This is a genomic window from Duganella sp. GW822-FHT06D06 (genome assembly GCF_058799615.1).
Window position 1 is genome coordinate 158,235 of record NZ_JBXALQ010000011.1, and the last position, 27,000, is coordinate 185,234.

General features: G+C 66.8%; 20 protein-coding genes. 14 read left to right on the top strand and 6 right to left on the bottom strand.

The window, feature by feature from the left end; genetic code table 11:
* Positions 1-7: 7 nt before the first annotated feature.
* Complete coding sequence (locus tag AC1RMD_RS20440) at positions 8-475, bottom strand: Lrp/AsnC family transcriptional regulator (RefSeq protein WP_116991027.1); 468 nt, start codon at positions 473-475, stop codon at positions 8-10.
* Between the two features lie 118 nt (positions 476-593).
* Between AC1RMD_RS20440 and AC1RMD_RS20445 the strand changes: the two genes are divergently transcribed.
* Entirely contained in the window at positions 594-4,124 is a 3,531-nt protein-coding gene (locus AC1RMD_RS20445) for an indolepyruvate ferredoxin oxidoreductase family protein (RefSeq protein WP_492928813.1), read from the top strand.
* Here AC1RMD_RS20445 and torT read toward each other — a convergent pair whose 3' ends face one another.
* A complete protein-coding gene (gene torT / locus AC1RMD_RS20450) occupies positions 4,125-5,285 on the bottom strand; it encodes a TMAO reductase system periplasmic protein TorT (RefSeq protein WP_492928816.1) in 1,161 nt (386 codons plus the stop codon). It abuts the gene before it with no gap.
* A 169-nt stretch (positions 5,286-5,454) separates the two neighbouring features.
* On the opposite strand from torT, the gene AC1RMD_RS20455 reads away from it, so the two are divergent.
* The 9 genes from AC1RMD_RS20455 (at position 5,455) to AC1RMD_RS20495 (ending at position 18,486) form a co-directional block, all read left to right on the top strand.
* A complete protein-coding gene (locus AC1RMD_RS20455; RefSeq protein WP_492928818.1) occupies positions 5,455-7,266 on the top strand; it encodes a CIA30 family protein in 1,812 nt (603 codons plus the stop codon).
* 24 nt (positions 7,267-7,290) lie between these two features.
* Entirely contained in the window at positions 7,291-8,397 is a 1,107-nt protein-coding gene (locus AC1RMD_RS20460; RefSeq protein WP_492928820.1) for a sensor histidine kinase, read from the top strand.
* Positions 8,394-9,005 (top strand): response regulator, encoded by a 612-nt coding sequence (locus AC1RMD_RS20465; RefSeq protein ID WP_492928822.1) that lies wholly within the window; start codon positions 8,394-8,396, stop codon positions 9,003-9,005. The genes AC1RMD_RS20460 and AC1RMD_RS20465 overlap by 4 nt, the downstream gene beginning before the upstream one ends.
* Positions 9,006-9,041: 36 nt before the next feature.
* Positions 9,042-10,025, top strand: coding sequence for a ribonuclease T2 family protein (locus AC1RMD_RS20470; RefSeq protein WP_492928824.1), 984 nt, complete (start codon positions 9,042-9,044; stop codon positions 10,023-10,025).
* A 185-nt stretch (positions 10,026-10,210) separates the two neighbouring features.
* Entirely contained in the window at positions 10,211-12,007 is a 1,797-nt protein-coding gene (locus AC1RMD_RS20475; protein ID WP_492928826.1) for a GAF domain-containing protein, read from the top strand.
* Positions 12,004-15,699, top strand: a complete 3,696-nt coding sequence (locus AC1RMD_RS20480) for a response regulator (RefSeq protein ID WP_492928828.1) — start codon at positions 12,004-12,006, stop codon at positions 15,697-15,699. Before AC1RMD_RS20475 ends, AC1RMD_RS20480 begins: the two co-directional genes overlap by 4 nt.
* Positions 15,700-15,709: 10 nt before the next feature.
* Entirely contained in the window at positions 15,710-16,537 is an 828-nt protein-coding gene (locus tag AC1RMD_RS20485; RefSeq protein ID WP_492928832.1) for a CheR family methyltransferase, read from the top strand.
* Entirely contained in the window at positions 16,530-17,138 is a 609-nt protein-coding gene (locus AC1RMD_RS20490; RefSeq protein WP_492928833.1) for a chemotaxis protein CheB, read from the top strand. Before AC1RMD_RS20485 ends, AC1RMD_RS20490 begins: the two co-directional genes overlap by 8 nt.
* A complete protein-coding gene (locus AC1RMD_RS20495) occupies positions 17,128-18,486 on the top strand; it encodes an ATP-binding protein (RefSeq protein ID WP_492928836.1) in 1,359 nt (452 codons plus the stop codon). The genes AC1RMD_RS20490 and AC1RMD_RS20495 overlap by 11 nt, the downstream gene beginning before the upstream one ends.
* A gap of 7 nt (positions 18,487-18,493) precedes the next feature.
* Here the strand turns inward: AC1RMD_RS20495 and AC1RMD_RS20500 are convergent, their stop codons facing one another.
* Positions 18,494-18,784, bottom strand: a complete 291-nt coding sequence (locus AC1RMD_RS20500; protein WP_492928838.1) for a hypothetical protein — start codon at positions 18,782-18,784, stop codon at positions 18,494-18,496.
* A 286-nt stretch (positions 18,785-19,070) separates the two neighbouring features.
* Between AC1RMD_RS20500 and AC1RMD_RS20505 the strand changes: the two genes are divergently transcribed.
* Both AC1RMD_RS20505 and AC1RMD_RS20510 read left to right on the top strand, forming a co-directional pair.
* Entirely contained in the window at positions 19,071-19,901 is an 831-nt protein-coding gene (locus AC1RMD_RS20505) for a ParB N-terminal domain-containing protein (RefSeq protein ID WP_492928840.1), read from the top strand.
* A gap of 33 nt (positions 19,902-19,934) precedes the next feature.
* Positions 19,935-22,148 carry an acylase gene (locus AC1RMD_RS20510; RefSeq protein WP_492928841.1) on the top strand — a complete coding sequence of 738 codons (2,214 nt, stop codon included), beginning with the start codon at positions 19,935-19,937 and terminating at the stop codon, positions 22,146-22,148.
* Here the strand turns inward: AC1RMD_RS20510 and AC1RMD_RS20515 are convergent.
* The 3 genes from AC1RMD_RS20515 to AC1RMD_RS20525 are packed head-to-tail and all read right to left on the bottom strand — an operon-like array spanning position 22,133 to position 25,264.
* Positions 22,133-22,669, bottom strand: a complete 537-nt coding sequence (locus AC1RMD_RS20515; RefSeq protein WP_492928843.1) for an HNH endonuclease — start codon at positions 22,667-22,669, stop codon at positions 22,133-22,135. The two genes, AC1RMD_RS20510 and AC1RMD_RS20515, sit on opposite strands and share 16 nt — an antisense overlap.
* Positions 22,670-22,709: 40 nt before the next feature.
* Positions 22,710-23,885, bottom strand: coding sequence for a trans-sulfuration enzyme family protein (locus tag AC1RMD_RS20520; RefSeq protein ID WP_492928911.1), 1,176 nt, complete (start codon positions 23,883-23,885; stop codon positions 22,710-22,712).
* Positions 23,886-23,896: 11 nt separating this feature from the next.
* Complete coding sequence (locus tag AC1RMD_RS20525) at positions 23,897-25,264, bottom strand: pyridoxal-phosphate dependent enzyme (RefSeq protein ID WP_492928844.1); 1,368 nt, start codon at positions 25,262-25,264, stop codon at positions 23,897-23,899.
* Positions 25,265-25,482: 218 nt separating this feature from the next.
* Between AC1RMD_RS20525 and AC1RMD_RS20530 the strand changes: the two genes are divergently transcribed.
* Both AC1RMD_RS20530 and AC1RMD_RS20535 read left to right on the top strand, forming a co-directional pair.
* The gene (locus AC1RMD_RS20530) at positions 25,483-26,043 is read left to right on the top strand and encodes a thymidine kinase (protein WP_492928846.1); all 561 of its coding nucleotides are present in this window, start codon (positions 25,483-25,485) and stop codon (positions 26,041-26,043) included.
* Between the two features lie 24 nt (positions 26,044-26,067).
* Positions 26,068-26,988, top strand: coding sequence for a hypothetical protein (locus AC1RMD_RS20535; RefSeq protein WP_492928848.1), 921 nt, complete (start codon positions 26,068-26,070; stop codon positions 26,986-26,988).
* Positions 26,989-27,000 lie beyond the last annotated feature (12 nt).

The window sequence follows — 27,000 nt, forward strand, 5'->3', positions numbered from 1 at the left end:
CCGACGGCTACAGGGGCAGCGCCGTCTCGTACTTCACTTCGCGCAGCGCCACGCTGGTGTTGACCTGCGATACGCCATTCAGCTTGACCAGCACATTGTGCAGAAAGTCGTGGTAGGCGTCCATGTCGGCCACGATCACCTTGACCATGTAGTCCGAACTGCCGGTGGTCTCGTAGCATTCCACCACCTCCGGCCGCAGGCGCATCGCCGCCTCGAACTGTTCGACCACGCCTTCCGCATGGCGCAGCAGCGAAATGTGCAGCAGGCACACCACCGACAACCCCAGCTTGCGCCGGTCCACCAGCGCGGTGTAGCGGACGATGTAGCCGTTGTCCTCCAGCTCCTTTTGCCGGCGCCAGCACGGGCTGGCCGACATGCCGATCTTCTCCGCCAGCTCGTTGGACGAGATCCTGCCGTTTTTCTGCAACTCGGCGAGGATTTTCAGCGAGGCCGGGTCTATAGACACGTTTTTCATTATTTTGCTCGTTTTGGGAAAGATTTTTGCCATTTTAGCGCTCTGGAGCGACGAGATAGAAATAATTTTTCGCCGATGGGGACATATCCTTTCTCATCAAAAAAATATAAACGAGACTATGAACACCATGACCCTGCCCGTGCCATTCCTGGCCGATCCGCACTATGCGCTGGACGACAACCTGACCCGCGCCGAAGGCCGCGTGTTCCTGACCGGCACCCAGGCGCTGGTGCGCCTGCTGTGCATGCAAAAACTCAGCGACGAGGCGCGCCAGCTCAAGACCGCCGGTTTCGTCAGCGGCTATCGCGGCTCGCCGCTGGGCGCCGTGGACCAGGAACTGTGGCGCGCCAAGGACCTGCTGCAAAGCCACCAGATCGAATTCCTGCCGGCGATTAACGAAGAACTGGGCGCGACCGCCGTCATGGGCTCGCAGCAGGTCGAGGCCGACCCGACGCGCAAGGTCGACGGCGTGTTCGCCATGTGGTACGGCAAGGGGCCGGGCGTGGACCGCGCCGGCGACGCGCTCAAGCACGGCCACGTCTACGGCTCGTCGCCGACCGGCGGCGTGCTGGTGATCCTGGGCGACGACCACGGCTGCGTGTCGTCGTCGATGCCGCACCAGAGCGAGCAGGCGCTGATCGCCTGGAGCATGCCGGTGATTAATCCGGCCAATATCCAGGAATACATGGAATTCGGCCTGTACGGCTGGGCCATGTCGCGCTATTCCGGCGCGTGGAGCGGCTTCAAGGCCATCTCCGAAACGGTGGAGGGCGGCGCGGTGGTCGAGCTGCCGCCGCTGCCGCGGTACGTCATGCCGACCGACTACGTGGCGCCGCCGGACGGCCTGCACAACCGCTGGCCGGACCTGCCGGGCCTGGCGCTGGAGCAGCGCGCCGCCGCCAAGCTGGAGGCGGTGCAAGCCTTCGCCCGCGCCAATTCCATCGACCGTCTGGTGGTGCCGGCGCCGCGCGCCACCATCGGCATCATCAGCGCCGGCAAGGCCTACCTCGATCTGCTGGAGGCGCTGGAGCGCATGGAACTGCCTTTGGCCCGGCTGGAACAACTGGGCGTGCGCCTGTACAAGCCGGGCCTGACCTATCCGCTCGAGCGCAGCCGCTTGTCGGCCTTCGCCGCCGGTTTGAGCGAGATCCTGGTGGTCGAAGAGAAGGGCGCCGTGATCGAACAGCAGGTCAAGAACCTGTTCTACAACCTGCCGCAGGAACAGCGCCCCATCGTCATCGGCAAGACCGACCGCCATGGCGATCCGCTGCTGTCGGCGCTGGGCGAGCTGCGGCCGTCGCGCATCGCGCCGGCGCTGGTGCAGTGGCTGGCGCCGAAGTTCGCACAGCTGGACCTGGCGCGTTTGCTGCCGGAATTCTGCGCCGCCGAGCTGTTGTCGAACGGCGCCGACGGCGTCAAGCGCACGCCGTACTTCTGCTCCGGCTGCCCGCACAACACCTCCACCCGCGTGCCGGAAGGCAGCCGCGCGCTGGCCGGCATCGGCTGCCACTTCATGGCGACGTGGATGAAGCGCGACACCAACTACCTGGCGCAGATGGGCGGCGAGGGCGTGGCCTGGGTCGGCTCCTCGCGCTTCGTCGGCGAGCCGCACGTGTTCCAGAACCTGGGCGACGGCACCTACTACCATTCGGGCTCGCTGGCGATACGCCAGGCGATCGCGGCCCGCACCAACATCACCTACAAAATCCTGTACAACGACGCGGTGGCGATGACCGGCGGCCAGCCGGTGGACGGCAGCCTGTCGGTGCCGCAGATCGTCCAGCAGGTCTGCAGCGAAGGCGCGAAGAAGGTGGTGGTGGTGACCGACGCGCCGGAAAACTACCAGGGCGTGGCCCTGCCGGAAGGCGTGACCGTGCACCACCGCAGCGAGCTCGATGCGATGCAGCGCATGCTGCGCGAGATCGCCGGCGTGACGGTGCTGGTGTACGACCAGACCTGCGCCGCCGAGAAGCGCCGCCGCCGCAAGAAGAACAAGCCTGGCAAGGTGGTCTTCCCCGACCCGGCGCGCCGCATGGTGGTGAACCCGGCCGTGTGCGAAGGCTGCGGCGATTGCGGCGTGCAGTCGAACTGCCTGTCCATCCTGCCGCTGGAGACGGAACTGGGCCGCAAGCGCCAGATCGAGCAATCGTCCTGCAACAAGGACTACTCCTGCGTCGAAGGCTTCTGCCCGAGCTTCGTCTCGGTGCTGGGCGGGGCGTTGCGCAAGCCGGAAAGCGTGAAGCTGTCGCTGGCCGACCTGGAGCTGGCGCTGGCCGCCTATCCAACGCCGCCGCGCCACGCGCTGGACAAGCCGTTCGAGATCCTGGTGGCCGGCGTCGGCGGCACCGGCATCGTCACGGTCGGCGCCTTGATCTCGATGGCGGCGCACCTGGAAGGCAAGGGCGCATCGACGCTGGACTTCATGGGCTTTGCGCAGAAGGGCGGCGCGGTGCTGTCGCATGTACGGGTGGCGTCGTCGCCGGCGCGCCTGAACCAGGTGCGCATCGATCTGCGCCAGGCCGACGCGGTGTTCGCCTGCGACCTGGTGGTGGCCGCCATGCCGGACAGCCTGTCCGTGATGCGCGACGGGCACACCAAGGTGGTGGCCAACGAGCGCGAGATCCCGACCGCCGATTTCACCCGCGAGCGCGACGCCTCGATCAACAAGGCCGGCCTGCTGGAAAAGCTGGCGGCGTCGGCCGGCGCGGCCAACCTGCTGCAACTGGACGCGCAGGAAACCGCGCAGCGCTTCCTCGGCGATCCGATCGGCGGCAACATCCTGTTGATGGGCTTTGCCTGGCAACTGGGCTTGGTGCCGGTGGGCCTGGAGGCGCTGATGCGGGCGATAGAGCTGAACGCCGTCGCCATCGACATGAACAAGCGCGCCTTCACGCTGGGGCGCCTGGCCGCCGCCGACCGCGCCGCGATGGACCGGCTGGCGCAGCCGTCGCAGCAAGTGATCCAGTTCGCCGCGCCGAAGTCGCTGGCCGATATGGTGGCCTTCCGCGTCGACTGGCTGACCAGCTACCAGAACGCCGCCTACGCGCGCCAGTACGCGGACGCGGTGGCCGCCGTCGAACAGCGCGAGATCGCGCTGGAAGGCAGCGGCTCGCGCAAGCAGCTGAGCCGCGCGGTGGCGCGCAATCTGTTCAAGGTGATGGCCTACAAGGACGAATATGAAGTAGCGCGGCTGCACGCCGATCCGGCCTTCCGCGCGCAGATCGCCGCGCAGTTCGACGGCGACTACAAGCTGGCCTTCCATCTGGCGCCGCCGCTGCTGGCGCGCCGCAAGCCGGGTTCCGAGGTGCCGGTCAAGATGCGCTTCGGCGGCTGGATGATGCCGGCCTTCGGCGTGCTGGCCAGGTTCAAGTCGCTGCGCGGCACGCCGCTCGACGTCTTCGGCTACACGCAGGAACGCAGGCGTGAACGCGCGCTGCGCGGGCGCTACCTGGCGTTCGCCGCCGAACTGGCGTCCAGCCTGAGGGCCGACAACAAGGAGGCCGCGCTGAAGCTGGCGCAGTTGCCGGACCAGGTGCGCGGCTACGGCCACGTGAAGCTGGCGGCGCTGGACCGGGCGGACGCGCAGTGGACCGAACTGGCGGCCCGCTTCCGCGCCGCCCGCGTGGTGGAACTGAAGCGGCAGGCCTGATCAGTTTTTGGCGGGGTCGTAGGACAGCACGACCTTGTAGCCTTCCGGCGCGATCGAGGTGTCGAAGGGATAGCTGGCGAAGTTCTGCTGGTCGACCAGTCCGAGGTTGATCAGGATGGTGTGCGGCAGGTCCTTGCCGCGCCCCTCCAGCAGATTGACGGCGGCATTGATCGCCACCCGCGCCTGGCTTACGCCCTTGGTGTCGGCTGCGGCGTAGATGTCGCCGCTGCGTATCATGCCGGCGATTTCGTCGGTCAGGTCGTAGGCCACCACGCGCAGCTTGCCGTTCAAGCCGGCCGCCTTGATCGGCGCGACCGCGGCCGGCGCGCAGCCGGTGCAGCCGAGCAGGTAGTCGAGCTTGGCGCCGTGCTTGGCCAGCATCTGCGTGGCCAACTGCGTCTGCACTTTGCGGTCGCTGTCGCCGTAGCGGATGTCGAGGATGTTGACCGCGATCCTGGCGTCCGCCGCGGCGATCCGCGTGCCGTCCACCTCTCCTTTGACCCAGCCCGCGCCCATCGGTCCCGGCAGCAGGCCGATGTTGACCGACTTCAGGCCGCGTTGCTGGGCGTCGCGCACCATCCAGCGGGTCGCTTCCATGCCCATGGCGCGCAGCGAGGTGGTGACCTTGATTACCAGGTCGTCGCTGCGGCTGTCGTTGGCCAGTTCGAACACCGGTATGCCGGCGGCGCGCGCCTTGGCGATCGAGTTGTTATTGGCCGTCATGCCGATCGGCGAGATGACGATGGCGTCGTATTTGGCCGCGATGGCGACGTCCATCTGCTGCAACTGGCCTTTCAGGTCGTCGTAGCCGGTGGCCGGCAGGATGTCGACCGCGACGCCCAGCCGGCGCGCCTCGCTGATGACGCCATAGCTGCAGCCGGCCCAATACGGGTCTTTCAGGTGCGGGAACAGGAAGGCGATGCGCCAGTGTTTGCCGGCCTTGGGCGCCATCGCATAGGTGCCCGGCACCACGCGGCCGCTGGCCAGCGCGTCGTCGGCCGAGCCATTGGCCTGTAGCGGACGGAAAATCGATACCACCGGCACCGGCGAAAATTTGACCGTCGGCGTCGGCGGCGCGGCGACGGCGGCCGGCGCCATGCACATGCCCAGCGCACCCAGACAGGCCAAGGTTCGTAAGCGATGATTGAAGAGACTGAGCATGCTGAGTTTTTCTTCCGTATCGGCGAATGGGACTTGTTTAGTACAATTCTAACCGCATCGGCAGTGCGGTGGGGGATCTGACATTTGTCATGTCAAAGTTGTGTCATTTGCTTCTGGCGCGGCGAGCGGCATCGCGGCACACTGTCGTCATACCAACCCGGAGACTCCAATGAATCCTGTACTTTCGAAGGTGCTGTTCGCCTGTGGCCTCGGCCTGTCCATCCCGGCGCTGGCCGATACCTGGCTGATACGCGACGCCCGCGTGTTCGACGGCGAAACGATGCACGCCAAGCGCTCGGTGCTGGTCAAGGACGACAAGATCGTCGACGCCGACTTCCGCGGCAGCGCGCCGGCCGGCGCGCACATCGTCGACGGCGCCGGCCGCACGCTGCTGCCAGGACTGATCGACGCCCACGTCCACGCCTACCGCCACCTGGAACTGCCGCTGATGTTCGGCGTGACCACGCAGATCGACATGTTCACCGGCGTGACGACGATGCAGCAGATCAGCGCCAAGATGCGCAGCAACGACAACCGCGGCCAGGCCGACATGTATTCGGCCGGCACCCTGGTCACCGTGCCGGGCGGCCACGGCACCGAGTACGGCATGGCGATCCCGACCCTGACCCGGCCCGATGAAGCCCAGGCCTTTGTCGACGCCCGCATCGCCGAGGGCTCGTATTTCATCAAGATCGTGATGGAGCCGGGCCGTCCTGGCCATGCGACGCCGACGCTGGACCTGCCGACCGTCAAGGCGGTGATCGACGCGGCCCACCTGCGCGGCAAGCTGGCGGTGGTCCACGTCAGCAACCTGGCCGACTCCCGCGCCGCGCTGGAAGCGGGCGCCGACGGCCTGGTCCACCTGTTCAACGGCGAGCGCCTGGGCGACGCCGAACTGGCCGCCTTCGTCAAGCTGGCGCAGCAGAAGCGCGCCTTCGTCATCCCGACCATGAGCGTGTTGGAGAGCATCGCCGGCATGCGCGAGGACGACGTGCTGGGCGATCCCGGCCTGGCCGCCTTGCTCACCAAGGAGCAGACCGCGCCGCTGAAGGTCACCTACGGCAAGCAAGTCAATACCGCGCTGATGGCGGCGCCCAGCCAGGTGGTGGCGGCGTTGAACCAGGCGGGCGTGCCGCTGCTGGCCGGCACCGACGCCGGCAACTCCGGCACCCAGTACGGCATCAGCGTGCTGCACGAAATGCGCTCGTTGGTGCTGGCCGGCCTGACGCCGAAGCAGGCGCTGGCCGCCGCCACGTCGGCGCCGGCGCGCGCCTTCAAGCTGGCCGACCGCGGCCGCATCGCCAAGGGCTACAAGGCCAACCTGCTGCTGGTGCAGGGCGACGCCGGCAGCGATATCGGCGCGCTGCACCACATCGTCGAAGTGTGGAAGGACGGCGAGGCCGTCAGCCCGCTGCGCAAGGCCCAGCTGGACAAGGTGGCGCAGGAGCTGGCGCCGCGCACGCAACCGCCGCTGGCGCTGCCGGCCGGTGGCCGCATCAGCCAGTTCTCGGCCGACAAGCTGGCCAGCCCGATCGGCGTCGGCTGGATGCCGTCCACCGACCAATTCGCCGGCGGCAAGTCCAGCGTCGAGCTGAAGGTGCAGGACGCCGGCGCGGACGGGGTGCGTCCGCTGGCGGTGAGCGCCAAAGTGCAGCCCGGCTTTGCCTATCCGTGGGCCGGACTGGCCTTCATGCCCGGCACGCAGATCATGCAGCCGGCCGACCTGCGCGGCGCCAAGGTGCTGCGCTTCCGCGTCAAGGGCGACGGCCAGCGCTACAGCGTCGGCATCCTGTCGAGCGGCGTGCAGATCCCGGTCAACCAGGCGTTCGAGACGTCGAATGAGTGGAAAGAGGTGGCGCTGCCGTTCGACGGCTTCAAGGGCATCGATTTCGGCGCGGTGACCATGATCGCGTTCAACGCCGGGCCCAAGCTGGGCGAGTACCAGTTCCAGATCGCCGACGTGCGGCTGGTGAACGAGTAACTTGAGCGAAGGACGGACGTGGGGATGCTACACAGCTTGAAGAGCGCGCTGGGCGGGCCGTGGGTGCCGCCGGCGATGGGCAAGGGCCCTTATTTGTGGGTGTGGTCGCTGCTGTTCCTGGTGTGGAAGTATGCCTACGTCGGTCCCAGCGCGGCGGAGCTGGTGTGGCTGGTACTGACGGTGCTGGTGTTCTTTCCGGTGTATTTCGCCAGCTTCTGGCGCAGCAATCTGCGGGTGGTGCCGCTGCTGCTGGTCATGGTGCTGCTGGGCGTGCTGTGGGCGCCGTACAACGCCGGCGCCAGCACTTTTTTCATTTTCGCCAGCGCCATGTGCGCGCGCTTCGAGCGCCGCCGCCACGCCTATCTGGGGATAGCACTGGTGCTGCTGTGCGCTTGCCTGATGACCCCCTCCGTCACGCTGAAGATCAATTTCCTGGTGCCGGTGCTGGTGGTCGGCGGCCCGATCGGCTTTGCCAGCATCATGGAAGAGAACGTGCGCCGTTCGCGCGACCAGCTGCTGCGCAAGCAGGAGGAGGTGGCCCACATGGCGCGCATCGCCGAGCGCGAACGCATCTCACGCGACCTGCACGACCTGCTGGGCCATACGCTGTCGATGATCACCTTGAAGGCCGAGCTGGCGGGCAAGCTGCTGGAACGCGATCCGCAAGCCTGCCGCAGCGAGATCCGCGACATCGAGCAGACCGCGCGCAAGGCCTTGAGCGAGGTGCGCTCGGCGGTGACCGGCATCCGCCAGACCGGCTTCGCGCATGAACTGGCGACGGCGCGCGCCAGCCTGGCGGCGGCCAATGTCGGCTTCACCGAGCAGGTGCAGCCGTTCGTGTTGCCGCCGGCGCTGGAGAATGTGCTGTCGCTGGCGCTGCGCGAGGCGGTGACCAACATCCTGCGCCACGCCGGCGCCTCCCATTGCGAGGTGCGGATGGCGCTGGAGTCGGGCATGGTGCTGCTGCGGGTGCGCGACAACGGCCGCGCGCAGGAGGGTGGCGCCATCGTGCACGGCTCGGGCCTGCGCGGCATGAAGGAAAGGGTGGCCGCGCTGGGCGGGCGGCTGGCGCTGCGGGCCGATCGCGGCCTGGCGCTGGAATTGAGTTTGCCGATGGGAGCAGCCGCATGACGATGATACGAGTGGTGATCGCCGAAGACCAGGCGCTGGTGCTGGGCGCGCTGGCGGCGCTGCTGGGGCTGGAGGGCGACCTGGATGTGGTGGGCCGGGCCGCCAACGGCCAGGAGGCGCTGGCGCAGTGCCTGGCGCTGCGGCCGGACATCCTGTTGACCGATATCGAGATGCCGCTGATGACCGGGCTGGAGCTGGCCGCCGCGCTGTCCGGGCACAGCCTGCCGACGCGGGTGATGATCGTCACCACCTTCGCCCGCAGCGGCTATCTGCGGCGCGCGCTGGGCGCCGGCGTGCGCGGTTACCTGCTCAAGGATGCGCCGGCCGAGACGCTGGCGGCGGCGATCCGCACCGTGCATGGAGGCGGGCGCGCCATCGCGCCGGAGCTGGCGCTGGAGAGCTGGAGCGGCCAGCAGGATCCGCTCAACGAGCGCGAGCGGCAGGTGCTGCGGCTGGCGGGCGAGGGCCGCAGCAGCGGCGACATCGCGCGCCAGATCCATCTGTCCGAAGGCACGGTGCGCAACTACCTGTCGGACGCGATCAACAAGCTCGACGCCGGCAACCGGGTCGAAGCGTTCCGCCTGGCGCGCGATGCCGGCTGGCTGTAATAGAATAGCGCGACTATCCCCACCTTCGGAGTTCCCATGCATCGTCATCTCGCAGCCCTGTTGCTGCTGGCCGTAGCCGCGCTCGACGCCGGCGCCAGCGAATCGGCCAGCGGTAAATTCACCGCGACCCAGTCCTGCGAGGCGTTCGCGTCCTTCGCCAAGCGCAGCAATCCGGGCGAGGCCAAGCTCGTGGCCGGCACCGCCTACACGGTGCGCGAGATTAACAAGGTCGATTACGACTGGCTGCGGGTGGACGTGCCCGGTGCCCAGCCGCAGCTGCGCTGGGTGCAGCGCAGCTGCGGCACGCCGGCGCTGGCCGAACAGGCGTCCAAGCCGCCGGCCGGCAGCCAGGCCGGCGGCGAGTCGTGCAGCATCGCCAACAAGCAGGACAGCTATGTGCTGGCGATCACCTGGCAGCCCGGCTTCTGCGAACACGTGGCCTACAACGGCAAGAAGCCGGAGTGCGACGCCATGAACAGCGGCGCGCTGGAAGCGAAAACCCTGAGCCTGCACGGCCTGTGGCCGAACAAGAAGGAATGCGGCACCCACTACGGCAGCTGCGACGGCGCGCCGTTCGCGTTGACTAAGGAAACCATCGCCAAGGTGGCGCCGTGGATGCCCAATTTCTACTACGAGCGCACCTTCGGCGCCTATGAATGGAACAAGCACGGCAAATGCCAGGCGCTGCCGCCGGACGAGTATTTCATCAAGGCGGTGTCGGCGGTGCGGGTGGTGAACGATTCGGAAGTGGGCCAGATCGTGCTCGGCAACGCCGGCAAGAGCTTCCGCGTCGGCGAGTTCTTCGACCGGGTCAGGGCGCGCTACGGCGACCGGGTGGCGGCCAGCATCACGCTGGTGTGCACCCAGCGCAAATACCTGCAGGAGATACGGGTGGCGCTGCCGCTCGACTTCAGCACCGGCGGCGAGCTGCCGCAATTGATCGGCAACGCCGCCGCCGCGGCGCCGCGCGAGATCGGCTGCGGCGACGAGGTCTACGTCGAGGCGGCCGGCAGGAACTAGCGGCCTGCAACGCACAAATCGCCAGCCCCCGCCACACTTGCGTCAAATATTTTCGTTGGCGCAGGGTAATACCCCTATAATCATTTGAAAATAACCGCGCTGAAATAACCGCGCTGGCGCGCGGGGCGGGCAGGCATCCCTGTTCGCATCGGGGAGGGGACATGGGTGGTTTGCTGAATCGGCTCTTGCTGAGGCAAAAATTCTTCCTGCTTGGGCTGTTGGCGGCCGCCATGGTGGCGTTGCCCACGGTATTGTTTGTCCTCGAATCGAACAAGTCGGTCCTGATCGCCCAGACCGAGGCGCAGGGCATCGCGCCGGTGCGCACGGTGTTGCGGCTGGTGCAGCTGGTCCAGCAGCACCGGGGCCTGCAGGCGATGCGCCTGAATGGTTTTCACGATGTCCGGGCGGAGCAGGAGGCCAAGCACGCCGAGGCCGACCGCGCGATCGCCACGGTGGAAGGCCAGGTGCGGCGCCTGGACGATCGCGGCGTCAACGTCGCCTGGCTGCGGATCCGCGAAGACTGGTTCACGCTCAGCAATGACATCACCCGGCAATCCCAGTCGGCCGAGGCCAGTTTCAAGTCGCATACGGAACTGGTGGTGCGGCTGCTCAAGCTGGAACTGCTGATCGCCGACCTGTTCAAGCTGCGGCTCGACCCCGAGGCCGAAACCTATTTCCTGATCGACGCGGCGATGGTGCGCGCGCCCGCCCTGCGCGAGATGCTGGGGCAGTTGCGCGGCGTCGGCAGCGGCATCCTGGTCGAGCGCACGGTCAACCTGGCCCAGCGCATGTTGATCCGTTCGCGCTCCGACCGCGCGCTGGATTACTACGACAGCATCGATGACTCCTTGTCGCTGGCGATGGGCGGCAACGAGGCGCTGCGCGACACGCTGGCCGAGGTGGTGCAGGCCAACCGCAACGCCGGCGCGCAGGTGCTGCAGCTGGCGCACGAGCAGATCATCGCGCCGGAGCAGCTCAGCTTTCCCTCGCTGGAGTACTATCGCCTGTTTAGCGAGACCATCGACGGCCAGTACCGCGTGAGCGAGCTGGTGCTCGACCAGTTGAGCGCCTCGCTGTGGCAGCGCGCCAGCCGCCTGACCCGCGTCGCCAACACCTTGATGGGCGCGATTGTGCTGCTGGCGCTGCTGGCCGTGCTGCTCGGGCGGCGTATCGTGCACTCGGTGACGGCGCCGCTGGGCGTGGCGCTGGAGCTGGCGCGCGCCATGACCGCCGGCGCCGCCGACAAGATCGCCGTCACCGAGGCCATCGCCAGCGGCGACCTGACGCGGGAGCTGGTGCCGGCCGAGCCGCCCTCGCTCGCACCCGACAAGATTCCCGGCGATGAAGTGGGCGAGTTGCTGCGTTCGGTGCTACGCATGAGCGAAGTGCAGCGCTCGCTCGACCTGGCGTTCGGGCAGATGACGGTGGCGCTGCGCGCCAACAGCGCGGCCGAGGGCGCCCGCGACTGGCTCAAGTCGGGCCTGAATGAGTTGAGCGACCTGATGCGTGGCGAGCACGAGACCGGACCGATGGCCGAGCAGGTGCTGCAGTGCCTGGCGCACCGGCTGCGGGCCCAGGTCGGCGCCTTCTATCTGTACGACGACGCCGCGCAGCAACTGTATTTGTGCGCCAGCTACGCCTACACCCGCCGCAGGGCGCTGGGCGAGCGCTTCGGACTGGGCCAGGGCCTGGCGGGCCAGGCCGCGCGGGAACGCTGCTGCATCTGCATCGACGAGGTGCCGCCGGACTACGTCAGCATCGCCTCGGGCCTGGGCGCGGCGGCGCCGCGCAACGTCAGCGCGGTGCCGCTGCTGCACGGCGATACGCTGGTGGGCGTGCTGGAGATCGGCGCCTTTCACGTGTTCACCGATGCCGAGCTGGAATTCCTCGAGCGGGCGCGCGACAGCATCGCGGTCGGCTTCGACGCCAATCTGTCGCGCCAGCGGATGCGGCTGGTGCTTAACGGGAGGGTAGCAACGTGAGATCCTTGCTGTCGCGTTCCATGTTCTGGAAACTGTTCGTCCCGATCGGCGCCTTGTTGCTGCTCAGTGCGCTGGCCGCGGCGATCCTGCTGCCGCTGGTGATACAGCGCAACGCGGAACAGGAAGCCATCGAGGCCGGCCAGGAAACCGTGCGGCAGTTCCAATTGCTGCGCAAGTACTACACCGACAACGTGGTGTCCAAGGTGATGGCGAACGGCAAGCTGCGGGTGTCGTTCGACCACCTGGCGCGGCCCGACACCGTGCCGCTGCCGGCCACCATGATCCTGGACCTGAGCGCGCTGCTCAAGGAATCGGGCACCAGCCTGCGCCTGTACAGCCCCTATCCCTTCCCCAACCGGCGCGACCGTGTCCTCGACCAGTTCGGCGAGGACGCCTGGACTTTTCTGCAGGGCAGTCCCGAAAAGGTGTTTACCCGGGTCGAGACCGTCGGCGGCAAGACGGTGGTGCGGGTGGCGATGGCGGACCGGATGGTGGCCCAGACTTGCGTCAGTTGCCACAACAGTCTGGCCGGCAGCCCGCGCACCAACTGGAAGCTGGGCGATGTGCGCGGTGTGCTGGAGGTCGATTCGAGCCGGCAACTGGCGAGCGGCCAGGCGATCGTCTACCAGGTGCTGACCGGGCTGGCGCTGATGCTGCTGCTGCTGGCGCTGTTCATCCGGCTCTTTTATCAGCGCAGCATCGCGCGGCCGCTGGCGACCGCGCTGGAGACGGCGCGCGCGCTGAACGCCGGCAGCGCCGAGAAGGTCCAGGCGGTCGAGGCCATCGCCGGCGGCAATCTGGAGCGGGAGATCGTCCTGGCCCGGCTGCCCGCCGTCGATCCGCGCGCCATCTCCGGCGACGAGGTGGGGCAGTTGCTCAAGTCCGTGTTCAGCATCGGCGAGGCCCAGCTGGCGCTCGATCATGCGATGCGCAAGATGGGCCTGTCGCTGCGCGCCAGCCGCGCGGCGGAGCAGGCGCGCGACTGGCTCAAGAGCGGGCAGAACGAGCTCAATGCGCTGATGCGCGGCGAGCAGGAGACCGCTTTGCTGGCTGAAAAAGTCCTGGGCTACCTGGCCACGCGCAGCGGCGCCGGGGTCGGCGCCTTTTTCCTGCATGACGAGCAGAGCCAGCAGTTCTATCTGGCGGCGGCCTACGCGCTGCCGGGCGGCGTCGACCTGGGCGCGCGCATCGCCAGCGGCGACGGCTTGCTGGGTCAGGCGGTGCGGGAGCGCCGCATCCTGTTGGTGGACAATGTTCCGGCCGGATATCTGCCGGTGGGATCGGCGCTGGGCCACGCCGACCCCGGCAACCTGATGCTGGTGCCGCTGCTGCACGGCGACAACCTGGTGGGGGCGATCGAGCTGGCGGCGTTCCGCGCCTTCCGCGCGGCCGAGCTGGACTTGCTGGAGTCGGTGCGCGAGGCGCTGGCGATCGGCTTCGAGGTCAATCAATCGCGCCAGCGCACCAGGGGCTTGCTGGTCGAGACCGAGCAGCAGGCCGAGGAGTTGCGGGTGCAGCAGGAAGAGCTGCAGCAGACCAATGAGGAGCTGGCCGAACGCGCCGACTTGCTGGAAGCCCAGCGCGAGCAGCTGCGCCTCAAGCATGCCGAGGTGGAGCAGGCCAGCCGCGACATATGGCGCAAGGCCGAGGAGCTGCAAAAGGTCAGCGCCTACAAGAGCGAGTTCATGGCCAATATGTCGCATGAGCTGCGCACGCCGCTGAACAGCATGCTGATCCTGTCGGGCCTGCTCAAGGAGAACAAGAGCCAGACGCTCACGCCCAAGCAGGTCGACTACGCCAGCACCATCCATGGCGCCGGCCAGGACTTGCTCAACCTGATCAACGATATCCTCGACCTGTCCAAGGTCGAGGCGGGCCAGGTCGAGTTCAGCTATGAGTTGCTGGCGCCGCTGCAACTGTGCGAGGACATGCACGACCTGTTCCATTTGCAGGCTGAACAGAAGGGCTTGCGCTTCCACACCGAGGTCGCGCCGGAGGTGCCGCCGCGGGTGGCGCTCGATCTGCAGCGCACCGGGCAGATCCTGAAGAATCTGATCGCCAACGCCGTCAAGTTCACCCCCGCCGGCGAGGTGGTGTTGCGGGTGTCGCTGGCCGACGCGGCCGCCAATCCGCTGGGACAGCCGGCGCTGTGCTGGACGGTGGTCGACACCGGCATCGGGGTGCCGGCCAGCAAGCAGGAGTTGATCTTCGAAGCATTCAAGCAGGCCGACGGCGGCATCAGCCGCCAGTACGGCGGCACCGGGCTGGGCCTGTCGATCTCGCTGCAGCTGGCGCGCAAGATGGGCGGCAGCCTGAGCCTGCACAGCGTCGAGGGGCAGGGCAGCAGCTTCACCCTGTGCCTGCCGCTGGCGGCGCCCGCCGCCGCTGAAGCCGCCGGGGATCCGCCGGGCGCGCTGCCGCCGCCGTCCGCGCCGCCGCCGTTCGCGTCGGCTCCGCTGGCCGGCGCGCCGCTGCCGCCGCAGGCGCTGGCCGACGACCGCGCCACGCTGGAGCCGGAGGCGCGCTGCATCCTGATCGTCGAGGACGACCGCAACTTCGCCGGCATCCTGATGGACATGGTGCGCCAGCGCGGCTACGCCGCCCTGGTCGCGCTGGACGGCGCCGGCGGCATCGCGCTGGCCCGGCACTACCTGCCCAGCGCCATCCTGCTCGACGTGATGCTGCCGGGCCTGGACGGCTGGGGCGTGATGCGCAGCCTGAAGGACAGCGCCGAGACGCGCCACATCCCGGTCCACTTCATCACCTGCCTGGAGGAGCGCCAGCGCGCCATGGCGATGGGGGCGATCGGCCTGGTCACCAAGCCGGTCAGCGCGGCCCAGCTGGACCAGGTGCTGGGCACGGTCGAAAGCGCGCTCGACCATTCGCTCAAGCAGTTGCTGATCGTCGAGGACAACCCGGCCGAGGCGGCCAGCTTGAAGGCCCTGCTGGGCGAGCGCGAGGTGGTGCTGACCGTCGCCGCCAGCGGCCGCGAGGCGATGGCGCTGCTGGCGGCCGGCCGCTACGATTGCATGGTGCTCGACCTGGGGCTGGCCGACATGTCGGGCTTCGAGCTGCTGGAGCACATCCAGGGCATGGAGCAGGCGCGCCGGATACCGGTCATCATCCATTCCGGGCGCGACCTGACGCGCGAGCAGGAGCGCCAGTTGCAGCGCTATGCCGAGCGCATCATCATCAAGGGCGCCAAGAGTCCGGAACGCCTGCTGAACGAGGTGACGCTGTTCCTGCACATGGTCGAAAGCAAGATGGAGCCGTCGCGCCAGCGCATGATACGGGCCGCGATCGACAAGGAGGCGGTGTTGGAAGGCAAGACCGTGCTGATCGTCGACGACGATATGCGCAACATCTTCTCGCTCACCAGCCTGCTGTCCGAGAAGGGCATGGTGGTGCTGGAGGCCGACAACGGCCGCGAGGCGCTGCTGCGGCTGGAAGAGCATCGCGGCGTCAGCGTGGTGCTGATGGATATCATGATGCCGGAGATGGACGGCTACGAGGCGATGCGGCGGATCCGCGCCGACCGCCGCTTCAGCGGCTTGCCGATCATCGCGATGACGGCCAAGGTGATGCAGGGCGACCATCAGAAATGCCTGGAGGCCGGCGCCAGCGACTACCTGGCCAAGCCGATCGACACCGACAAGCTGATGTCGCTGCTGCGGGTCTGGACCAGCCGCTAGGAGCCGACCCATGGACCAGGACGCTATCGAGGATGTGGAAATCGGCTTGCTGTTGCAGGGCGTGCGCCAGGTGTACGGCCACGACTTCAGCGGCTACACCGAGGCCTCGTTCAAGCGCCGCCTGCGGCTGTGGCTGGCCGGCTCCGGCCACGCGACGTTTTCCCAGGCCCAGGCCCGGCTGCTGCGCGATCCGGCCTGCTTCGAGACGCTGCTGCAAGGGATCACCGTGAATGTGACGGAGATGTTCCGCGACCCGCCGTTCTTCCTGGCGCTGCGGCAAAAGGTGATCCCCTTCTTGCAGACCTATCCCTTCGTCAAGATCTGGCATGCCGGCTGCGCCAGCGGCGAGGAAGCCTATTCGATGGCGATCCTGTTGCAGGAATCCGGGCTGGCCGGGCGCTACCGCATCTACGCGACCGACCTCAACGAGGCCGTGCTGACGCGCGCGCGCGATGGCATCTACCCGCTGCGGGCCATGCAGGCGGCCACCCGCAACTACCAGCTGAGCGGCGGCACGGCGTCGTTCGCCGACTACTACACGGCCCGCTACGACAATGCCATCCTGGCCTCCGGCCTGCGCGAGCATCTGGTGTTTGTCCAGCACAACCTGGTCACCGACAGCGACGTCGGCGAAATGAACCTGGTGTTGTGCCGCAACGTCATGATTTATTTCAAGGGCGAGCTCAAGGACCGCTGCCTGCGCCTGTTCGAGCATTGCCTGCAGCCGGGCGGCTTCCTGTGCCTGGGCATGAAGGAGCGGCTCGACAGCCGCCCGCAGCACCAGCGTTACGAGCGCTTCGCCCCCAACCTGAGCATTTATCGCAAGCCCTATGCCTAAGCGCGCGCCATACCGGGCCATCGTGCTGGGCGTGTCGGCCGGCGGCGTCAGCGCGCTGAAGCTGCTGCTGGCATCGTTGCCGGCCGACTTGCCCTGGCCGATGCTGGTGGTGCAGCATATTTCGGCCGACTCGGACGGCGCCCTGGCCGGGATGCTGGGCCGCGGTTGCGCGCTGCGCGTCAAGGAGGCCGAGGAGCGCGAACGCATCGAGCCGGCCACGGTTTACCTGGCGCCGGCCAATTACCACCTGATGGTGGAGCGCGACGGCACGCTGGCGCTCAGCACGGACGCGGCCGTCAGTTATGCGCGGCCCTCGATCGACGTGTTGTTCGAGTCGGCGGCGCGCGCTTTCGGCCCGGCCCTGATCGGGGTAATATTGACTGGAGCAAACGCCGACGGCAGCCAGGGCCTACGGGCGATCAAGCAGAAGGGCGGGCTGGCCGTGGTGCAGGACCCGGCCGACGCCGCCAGCCCGGGCATGCCGCTGGCGGCGCTGGCCGCCGTGCAGGCGGATTATGTGGTGCCCCTGGCCGGTCTGGGGGCGCTGTTCCAGGCCTTGGCCGGCGCGCATGGACGTAAAGGAAAACACAGTGGACGCTAACAAGATTCCGGTGCTGATGGTCGATGACCGTCCCGAGAACCTGACGGCGCTCGCCGCCCTGCTGTCGGACATGGGGCTGGACCTGGAACTGGTGGCCGCCAACTCCGGCAACGAAGCCCTGCGCCAGAGCCTGAAATGCGATTTCGCCCTGATCCTGCTGGATGTCCAGATGCCCGAGATGAATGGCCTGGAAACGGCCACGCTGCTGCGCACCAATCCCAAGACCTGCCACTTGCCGATCATTTTCGTGACGGCCGGCATGAACGAGAAGAACCATATATTCAAGGGCTACGAATCGGGCGCGGTCGACTACCTGATCAAACCGATCGAACCGCTGGTGTTGCGCAGCAAGGTCAGGGTGTTCTGCGAGCTGTACGCCCAGCGCATGGAGATCGAATACCGCAAGGTCAACCTGGAAGGCATGGTGCACGAACGCACGGCCGAACTGTCCGCGCTGGCGCAGAACCTGGGGCAGGAGTGCAAGGTGCGCCAGGCCACCGAGGCGGCGCTGAAGGAGAGCGAGCTGCGCTTGCGCCAGCTCAACGAGGACCTGGAGCGGCGCGTCGAACAACGGACCCAGGAGCTGAGGCGGGCGATGGACCAGATCGTCGAATCGGAAAAGCTGGCCTCGCTGGGGGGCATCGTCGCGGGCGTGGCGCACGAGCTCAACACGCCGATCGGCAATATCGTCATGATGGCGTCGGCGCTGGGCGACCGCCTGAGCGAGTTGTCGAAGTCGGTGGTCGAGGGCACCTTGACCAAGAGCGTGCTGTTCGCCTCGGTGGACGAGTGCATCAACGCCAGCGTCATCCTGGTGCGCAGCGCGCAGCGGGCCGGCGAGATGATCGACAGTTTCAAGAAGGTGGCGGTGGACCAGACCAGCCAGCGGCGCCGCGTGTTCGACCTGCGCGAGACGGTGGGCGATATCCTGCACACGCTGGGCACGGCGATGCGGCATGCCCATGTCGGGGTGGAGTTACGGATACCGGCCGGCATCGAGATGGATGCCTATCCCGGCGATCTGGAGCAGATACTCAGCAATCTGATCATGAACTCGATCCGGCACGGCTTCGGCGACGCCGGCGGCCGCATCGTGATCGACGCCCGCCAGCTGCGGGAACAGGTCGAGATCATTTACCAGGATGACGGCGCCGGCATCGCGCCCGAGTTGCACCGCAAGGTGTTCGAGCCTTTCTATACCACCAAGCTGGGGCAGGGCGGCTCGGGCCTGGGCATGTTCATCGTGCACAACCTGGCCCATGGCGTGCTCAAGGGCGATATCAAGCTCGACAGCGCTTGCGGCAAGGGCGTCACCTTCACCCTGACCGTGCCCGCCGTCACCCCGTGACTGGCGCTCAGGCGGCCGGCACTTCCTTGAGGCCGCTCCACGACAGCGACGCCGCCTCGGTCACCAGCACCGAGGCGCCAGGCTTGATGCTTTCCGCCAGGCGGTGGACGGCGTCGCGCACTTCGTTGATGGTCTCATTGCCGAAGTACATGAAGGTGCCGGGTGGCAGGTGGTAGCCACGGCCATCGTCGGCCTTGACGCCGGCGGCGATATTGTATTTCGACAACTCGAAGCTCAGGCGCACGATGGTTTCGGGCTGGGCTTCGGTAAAGGACACGTTGATTATGTAGTTGATCATGGTCAGGCCTTGATTGAGGAAGCTGAATCATGCAGTAAGGCACCGGCAAAAGCAATCCTCCCCAGACATGGAAAAGCCCCGGGCAGGCTGTGGACCTGTCGGGGCTTGGTGTCAATTGGCGGAGAAAGCTGGTTGACTGGGATGCATAATAATGCAGATTTCTTAAGATTGCCTTAGTCGCCATCCCGGCTTGGGGCTTTGGCGGCGTGCGCGGATGGTGTAGCATGCTGGACGGCGATTTGGCCGGGCGCATTGGCGCCGGCCCGCCGGTAATTCGAGGATAACTATGCAAATCAAAATCAACGACGTGTTGCGCGCCTACATCGAGCCGCTGACCGAGGCCGAATACGCGGCGCTGGAGCGCAGCATCCTGGTGGAAGGCTGCCGCGACGCGCTGGTGCTGTGGGAAGACGTGCTGGTCGATGGCCACAACCGCTACCAGATCTGCCAGCAGCACGGCATTCCGTTCAAGGTGACGGAAAACACCAGTTTCCGCAGCCTGGACGATGTCAAGCTGTGGATGATCGATAACAACCTGGGCCGCCGCAGCATTTCCGACTACCAGCGCGGCGTGCTGGCGCTGCGCAAGAAGGAGATCGTCACCGCCCGCGTGGTCGAGCTGGCCGCGCAGGCCGCCGCCGAGGACGCCGCGATCGCGCCGCCGGAAGGCGAGGCGTCCAAGGCCAAGCCGGCCGCCATGCCGCTGACCTCGCGCGAGGACATCGCCCGCGCCGCCCGCCTGAGCAGCGCCACCATCAGCCAGATCGAAAAGATCCAGAAGACGGCGACGCCGGAGCTGGTGGAGGCGGTCCGTTCCGGCACCATCTCGATCAACGCCGCCGCCACCGTGGCCTCGCTGCCGGAAGCCGACCAGGTGGCCGCGGTCGCCGGCGGCAAGAAGGAATTGCAGAAGGCCGCCAAGGAAGTGCGCGACCTGCGCGCCGCCTCGCGTCCCGCCAAGGAGGCGAAGGAGGGCGGCGGCGAGTACGGCCGGCCGCTGACCGAGGCCGACGAGCTGCGCGCCGAAAACGCCTCGCTCAAGGAAAAGAACGCGGCGCTGCGGGCGGAAATCACCGCGCTGCAACTGCGTATCTCGGAGCTGGTCGACGCCAGCTAAGTTGTACTTCCCCCCACCGCCCGGAGTCTGTCGATGCGTTCAAGCTTAGCCCTGATGTGTTGTGTTGCCAGTGTCGCCAGTGTCACGATAGGTCCGGCGGTGGCGGCGCCCCCGGCGGCGGAGGCCGCGCGCCTGAAGGCCGCGGCCCAGCGCGTGACCATCCTGCGCGACAAGTGGGGCATTCCCCACGTCTACGGCAAGACCGACGCCGACGCCGTGTTCGGCCTGATGTACGCGCAGGCCGAGGACGACTTCAAGCGGGTCGAGCTCAATTACATCAACGCCATGGGCCGGCTGGCCGAGGTCGAGGGCGAGGCCGAGCTGTATCGCGACCTGCGCATGAAGCTGTTCATCAATCCGGCCGACCTGCAGGCGCAGTACGCGCTAAGCCCGGCGTGGCTGAAGCAGCTGATGGTGGCCTACGCCGACGGCTTGAACTACTACCTGGCCACGCACCCGCAGGTGAAGCCGGCGCTGATCGCCCGCTTCGAGCCGTGGATGGCGCTCAGCTTCAGCGAGGGCAGCATCGGCGGCGACATCGAATCGGTGGACCTGAAGCAGCTGCAGGAGCTGTACGCCAACGGCGCCAGGCTGCCGCTGGCGCCGCCGGTGCTGCTGTCGGCGCGCCAGGGCGACATCGAGCTGGACAAGGAACCGGGCGGCTCCAACGGTTTCGCCATCGCGCCGGCGCTGAGCAAGCACGGCCACGCGCTGCTGCTGATCAATCCGCACACCTCGTTCTACTTCCGTCCCGAAGTGCAGGTGCACAGCGAGCAGGGCCTGAACGCCTACGGCGCCGTGACCTGGGGCCAGTTCTTCGTCTACCAGGGCTTCAACGAGCGCCTGGGCTGGATGCACACCTCCGGCGGCGGCGACGTCATCGACGAATACCTGGAGACCATCAGCGACAAGGACGGTCAGTTCCACTACCAGTACGGCCGGGAGCTGCGGCCGTTGAAGGCGGTCGACATCACGCTGCCGTACAAGACGGCGGCCGGCATGGCCAGCAAGGTGGTCAAGGTCTACTACAGCCACCACGGCCCCATCGTGCGCGCCAAGGACGGCAAGTGGATCGCCGTGCGGCTGATGAACCAGCCGTTGAAGGCGCTGACGCAATCCTATCTGCGCACCAAGGCGCGCAGTTACAAGGAGTTCTACAAGGCGATGGAGCTGCGCACCAATTCGTCCAACAACACCGTGTACGCCGACGCCGACGGCAATATCGCCTACTTCCACGGCAACTTCATCCCCAAGCGCGATCCCAAGTTCGACTGGAAGCATCCGGTCGACGGCAGCGATCCGGCCACCGAGTGGCAGGGCCTGCACCCGGTGAAGGACACCATCACGCTGTTCAATCCGAAGAACGGCTGGATCCAGAACACCAACAACTGGCCGTACACGGCGGCCGGCGCATACAGCCCCAAGGCGCGCGACTATCCGGCCTATATGTCGATGAATCCCGAGAACCCGCGCGGCATCCACGCGGTGCGGGTGCTGGAGAACAAGAAGAATTTCACGCTCGACAGCCTGATCGCCAGCGCCTACGACACCCAGCTGCCGGCCTTCGAGCCGCTGCTGCCGCAATTGTTCGCCGCGTGGGATGAATTGCCGGAGGGCGATGCGCTCAAGGCCGGCCTGGCGCCGCAGATCGCCGCGCTGCGCGGCTGGAATATGCGCTATGCGCTGGAGTCGGTGCCGACCTCGCTGGCGATCTTCTGGGCGCAGGACCTGTCTGCCACCTACGGGCCGGCGGCCAAGGCGCGCGAGGTGCTGGTGCTCGATTACATCCAGGCCGCGATCACGCCGCAGCAGCGCCTGCAGGCACTGGAGCGCGCGACGGCCAAGCTGGCGGCGGACTTCGGCACGTGGCAGACGCCGTGGGGCGAGATCAATCGCTTCCAGCGGCTGACCGGCGACATCGTCCAGCCTTTCGACGACAGCAAGCCGAGTTTGCCGGTGGCGTTCGCGTCGGCCAACTGGGGTTCGCTGGCCGCATATGGAATGACCAGCAAGGCCAAGACCAAAAAGATCTACGGCGAGCGCGGTAACAGCTTTGTGGCGGCGGTGGAGTTCGGGCCGCGCATCAAGGCGCGCAGCATCCTGGCGGGCGGACAGAGCGGCAATCCGGCCTCGCCGCATTTCAGCGACCAGGCCGCGATGTACGCGCGCGGGGAGTTCAAGGACGTGTTGTTCTACAAGGCGGACGTGGAGCAGCACCTGGAACGCAAGTATCACCCAGGCGACTGAGGCGCGCCGCCGGGCAGGGCATCGCCGATGGTCTTCGCCGGAGCTGAGCGGGCTTCCGCTTCCGCCGCTGCCGCGGCCAGCGCTGCCGCCGCGGCCCGCGCCGCAGGTGAGGCATGGCGCGTCTGCGGCGCCACTGGTGCCGGAGGCGGCACCGGCGCCGCGACGGGCGGGACTTCCGGTTCCTTGCTCCAGGCCAGATTCTCGACCTTGTTGTTGCGCGGGTTGCCGTCCTTGTGGCGCACGTACTTCAGGCCCGATGGATTGGGCAGGTGTGCCTCGGCCACCAGGTTGTGCACCAGGAACTCGCCGGTGCGGTTGCCGTTGCGCAGCTTGACCATCAAGCCGTCCGGCGTCACCTTGGGCCGCAGCGCCGTCACCTTGGGGCCGCCGGAGGCCAGCACGCGGCCATCCTTCGACACCTTGTAAAAGTCGCTGCCGGGCACCGGCTTGGCGCTGGCCACACCGAGCGAGTAGAGCGCTCCGATGGCCAGTACGCCGATGATGATTAAGAGGAATTCCATGAGGTCTCGGGCTGATTACGCGATTCCCGGATACTAGCACCTAAATCGCATCGAGCGAACGGCGAATATCGGCCCTTAAATCCTCTATATCCTCGATTCCCACCGACAGCCGTATCAGGCCGTCGCCGATGCCCAGCCTGGCGCGCGTGGCCGGCGGTATGGTGGCGTGCGTCATCAGCGCCGGATGCTCGATCAGGCTTTCGACCCCGCCCAGGCTTTCGGCCAGCGCGAACACCGAGCAGCTTTCCAGGAAGCGGCGCGCGCCCGGCAGGTCGGTCTTCAGGTCGATCGAGATGATGCCGCCGAAGCCATCCATCTGGCGCTTGGCCAGTTCGTGCTGCGGGTGCGATGCCAGGCCGGGGTAGTAGACCTTGCGCACTTCCGGCTGTTGTTCCAGCCAGCGCGCCAGTTCCAGCGCGCTGCGGCAGTGGCGCTCCATGCGGATCGCCAGCGTCTTCACGCCGCGCAGCGCCAGGAAGCTGTCGAACGGGCCGGCGATGGCGCCCACCGAGTTCTGCAGGAAACCGACCTGTTCGCACCATTCCTTCTGGTGCGGCTCGCCGCCCACCACGGCGATGCCGCCGATGATGTCCGAGTGGCCGTTCAGGTACTTGGTGGTCGAATGGACCACGATGTCGAAGCCGTGTTCCAGCGGCCGCTGCACCATCGGGCTGGCGAAGGTGTTGTCGGCCACGGCGATGATGCCGCGTTCGCGGCAGATCCTGGCGATCGCCTTCAGGTCGGCCAGCTTGAGCATCGGGTTGGTCGGCGTTTCGACCCACACCATTTTGGTTTCCGGCCGGATCGCGGCCAGCAGGTTTTCCGGGTTGGTCAGGTCGACGTAGCTGAAGTCGTGGCCCGCGCTGCGCCGGCGTACCCGCTCGAACAGGCGGTAGGTGCCGCCGTACATGTCGTCGCCGGCGATGATGTGCGAGCCGGCGTCGGCCAGCTCCAGCACCGTCGAGATCGCCGCCAGGCCGGAGGCGAAGGCGTAGCCCTGGGCGCCGCCTTCCAGGTCGGCCACGCAGCGCTCCAGCGCCCAGCGGGTGGGGTTGTGCGAGCGGCCGTAGTCCAGGCCCTTGTGCACGCCGGGGCTGTCCTGCACGAAGGTGGAGGTGGCGTAGATCGGCGGCATGATGGCGCCGGTCGACGGATCGGGCGCCTGGCCGGCGTGGATCACGCGGGTGGCCAGCGCGGCTTTTTTGTGGCTGTTCAGAGGTTGGTCGCTCAAGATAAAGTCCTTCTCAGGTGGTTCAGCAAATCGAAGCGGGTGATCAGGCCGTAGAAGGCGTCGCCGTCGGCCACCACGGCGGTCAGGCCGCGGTCCAGCGTGCTGCGCAGCGCCTGCACGCTGGCGCTCGGGTGCAGCGTCTCCAGGCGGGACGTCATGGTGCTGCCAACCAGGCTGGAGAACTGTTCGGCGTGCTGGTCGACCTTGAGCAGCAGGTCGGATTCGTCGATGATGCCGACCAGCTTGCCGTGTTCAAGCACCGGCAGCTGCGCCAGGTCGGTGCTGCGCATGCGGTTGAAGGCGGTCAGCAGGGTGTCGGCGGGGGAGACGCTGACGACATCGCCCTCGTCGTAGCGGCGGCCGATCAGGTCGCGCAGGTCGTGCAGCGGTTCGCGCCGCAACAGGCCCTGGTCGTGCATCCAGCCGTCGTTGTAGACCTTGGACAGGTAGCGGGTGCCGGTGTCGCAGACGAAGGTGACGACGCGCTTGGGCGTGGTCTGTTCGCGGCAGTACTTGAGCGCGGCCGCCAGCAAGGTGCCGGTCGAGGAGCCGCCCAGGATGCCTTCGGCGCGCAGCAGCTCGCGGGCGCTGTCGAAGCTTTCCTGGTCGGTGACGGTGTAGGCCTTGCGCACGCCGCTCAGGTCGGCGATCGACGGAATGAAGTCTTCGCCTATGCCTTCCACCGCCCACGAGCCGCTGGTGTCGGACACGTGGCCGGTGTTGACGTACTCGGTCAGGATCGAGCCCTTGGGATCGGCCAGCACGAATTCCACGTGCGGCGCGGCCTTGCGGAAATAGTTGGTCAGCCCGGTCAGGGTGCCGGACGAGCCGACCCCGACCACGATGGCGTCCACCTCATGCCCCATCTGCTCCCAGATCTCCGGGCCGGTGGTGGTTTCGTGCGCCAGCGGATTGGCCGGGTTGTTGAACTGGTCGGCGAGGAAGGAGCCCGGCAGCCCGCGCGCCAGCCGCGCGGCGTAGTCCTGGTAGTACTCGGGGTGGCCCTTGCCGACGTCGGAGCGGGTGCTGCGCACTTCGGCGCCCAGCGCCTTCAGGTGCAGCACTTTTTCGGTCGACATCTTGTCCGGCACCACCAGCAGCACGCGGTAACCCTTGAGGCGGCCGACCAGCGCCAGGCCCAGGCCGGTGTTGCCGGCGGTGGCCTCGATGATGGTGCCGCCCGGTTTCAGGCGGCCGTCGGCCTCGGCCGCTTCGATGATGGACAGGCCGATGCGGTCCTTGATCGAACCGCCGGGATTCTGCGATTCCAGCTTGAGGAACAGTTGGCAGGGGCCGGTGTCCAGGCGCGTGACCTGGACCAGTGGCGTGTTGCCGATGAGCTTAAACAATGCGGGGGTGGGCATGCGATTCTCCTTGCGAACTGTGGGCGCGGGCGAATTGTGTTCGCTCGTGCTTTTTTGTAAAGGGCGGATGGTAGGCCGCTCTGTAGGCGCTGGAAAGGAATGTTTCCGAGTTTGCATATGCAAAAAAAATACCGGTTTCACCATGCTGCTGGAAAAGCAAGTATGCTCCTTTTTCTGAAGGGGCGGTTTATAATCCCGCACTTCAAAAAGGGGTAGTAGTGGCTAAACTTTATTTCCGTTATTCTGCTATGAACGCAGGCAAGTCCACCGCGATGTTGCAAGTGGCGCACAATTACGAAGAGCAGGGCCAGCAAGTGCGTCTGTTCACCGCCGCCATCGACAACCGCTACGGCGTGGGCCAGGTGACGTCGCGGCTGGGACCGCAGCGGCAGACGGAAGTGTTCGACGGCGGCACCAATTTCCTCGAACTGATAGACCAGAAAATCGCCTGCCTGCTGATCGACGAGGCGCAGTTCCTCAGCACGTTGCAGGTACAGCAGTTGCATCAGTTGGCGCAGGTGCGCGGCATACCCGTGATCACCTACGGCCTGCGCACCGACTTCCGCGGCGAGCCGTTCCCCGGCTCGGCCTATCTGCTGGCGCTGGCCGACGATATTGAAGAGTTGAAGAACATCTGCAGTTGCGGCAAGAAGGCGACCATGAACATCCGGGTCGACCAGGACGGCAAGCGCATGAAGGACGGCGAGCAGATCAGCATCGGCGGCAATGAGAGTTATCGCCAGGCTTGCGGACGCTGCTTTTACACCGACAGTCATTAAACATTAGAACCGGGAGCGCGGGCGATGTCGTTAAGCGTCACCGATGTGCCTGCGCTGGACAACCGGCGCGTCAAGACCAGCACCGAGGATGTGCTGATCGACCGCGTCGTGCCCGGCGAGATCCTGGTGATCGCCTTCGGCTTCGTGTCGTGGGAGACGCGGCCGGAATTCGATTTCTATGGCCGCCTGAAGAAACTGGAGCAGGCCAGCGGGCGGCATCTGAACAAGATCCTGGTGCGCGATTCCGGCAACAGCTGGTATCACCGCACGATTGCCGGCCTGGGCGATCATCCCGACGATACGGTGGAGACGCTGCGCGCGCTGATCGTCGCGATCAAGCCGAGCAAGGTGGTCACCATCGGCCAGTCGATGGGCGCCTACGCGGCGGTCATGTTCGGCCTGCTGCTCGACGTGCAGCAGGTGATCGCCTTCGGGCCGCTGTCCTTCCTCGATGTACGGCAGGCGCTGCTTTATCACGACCGCCGCTGGATCGCCGTGATGCGCGCGCTGGAGCAGACTCCGCCGGCCTCGGGCTACTACGACCTGGCGACGCTGGGCCGGGAGCGGGCAGGTGGGCAGACCCGCTTGCATATCGCGTTCGGCACCAAGCCGGATCAGCCCAATTCCACCGAGTCGGTCAACCTCGACGCCATGCACGCGCACCGCCTGGCGGCGATCGGCAATTGCACGCTGTATCCGTACCCGTATTCGGGCCACGCGGTGGTGCAGCACCTGATCGACACCAAGCGCATCAACGCGCTGCTGGCCGGGATCATCACCGGCATCGAGCTGCCGGCGGAGACGCTCGCCATCACACCCGCGTGGCGCGCCTGGGTGATCGAGAACCTCAAGCTGGGCAGCACGCAGGAGGAACTGGTGGACATCCTTCAACAGCACGGCTTTTCATATGACAGCAGCGTCGCGGCGGTGACCGGCGCCGCCTGAGGGCGCCGCGCG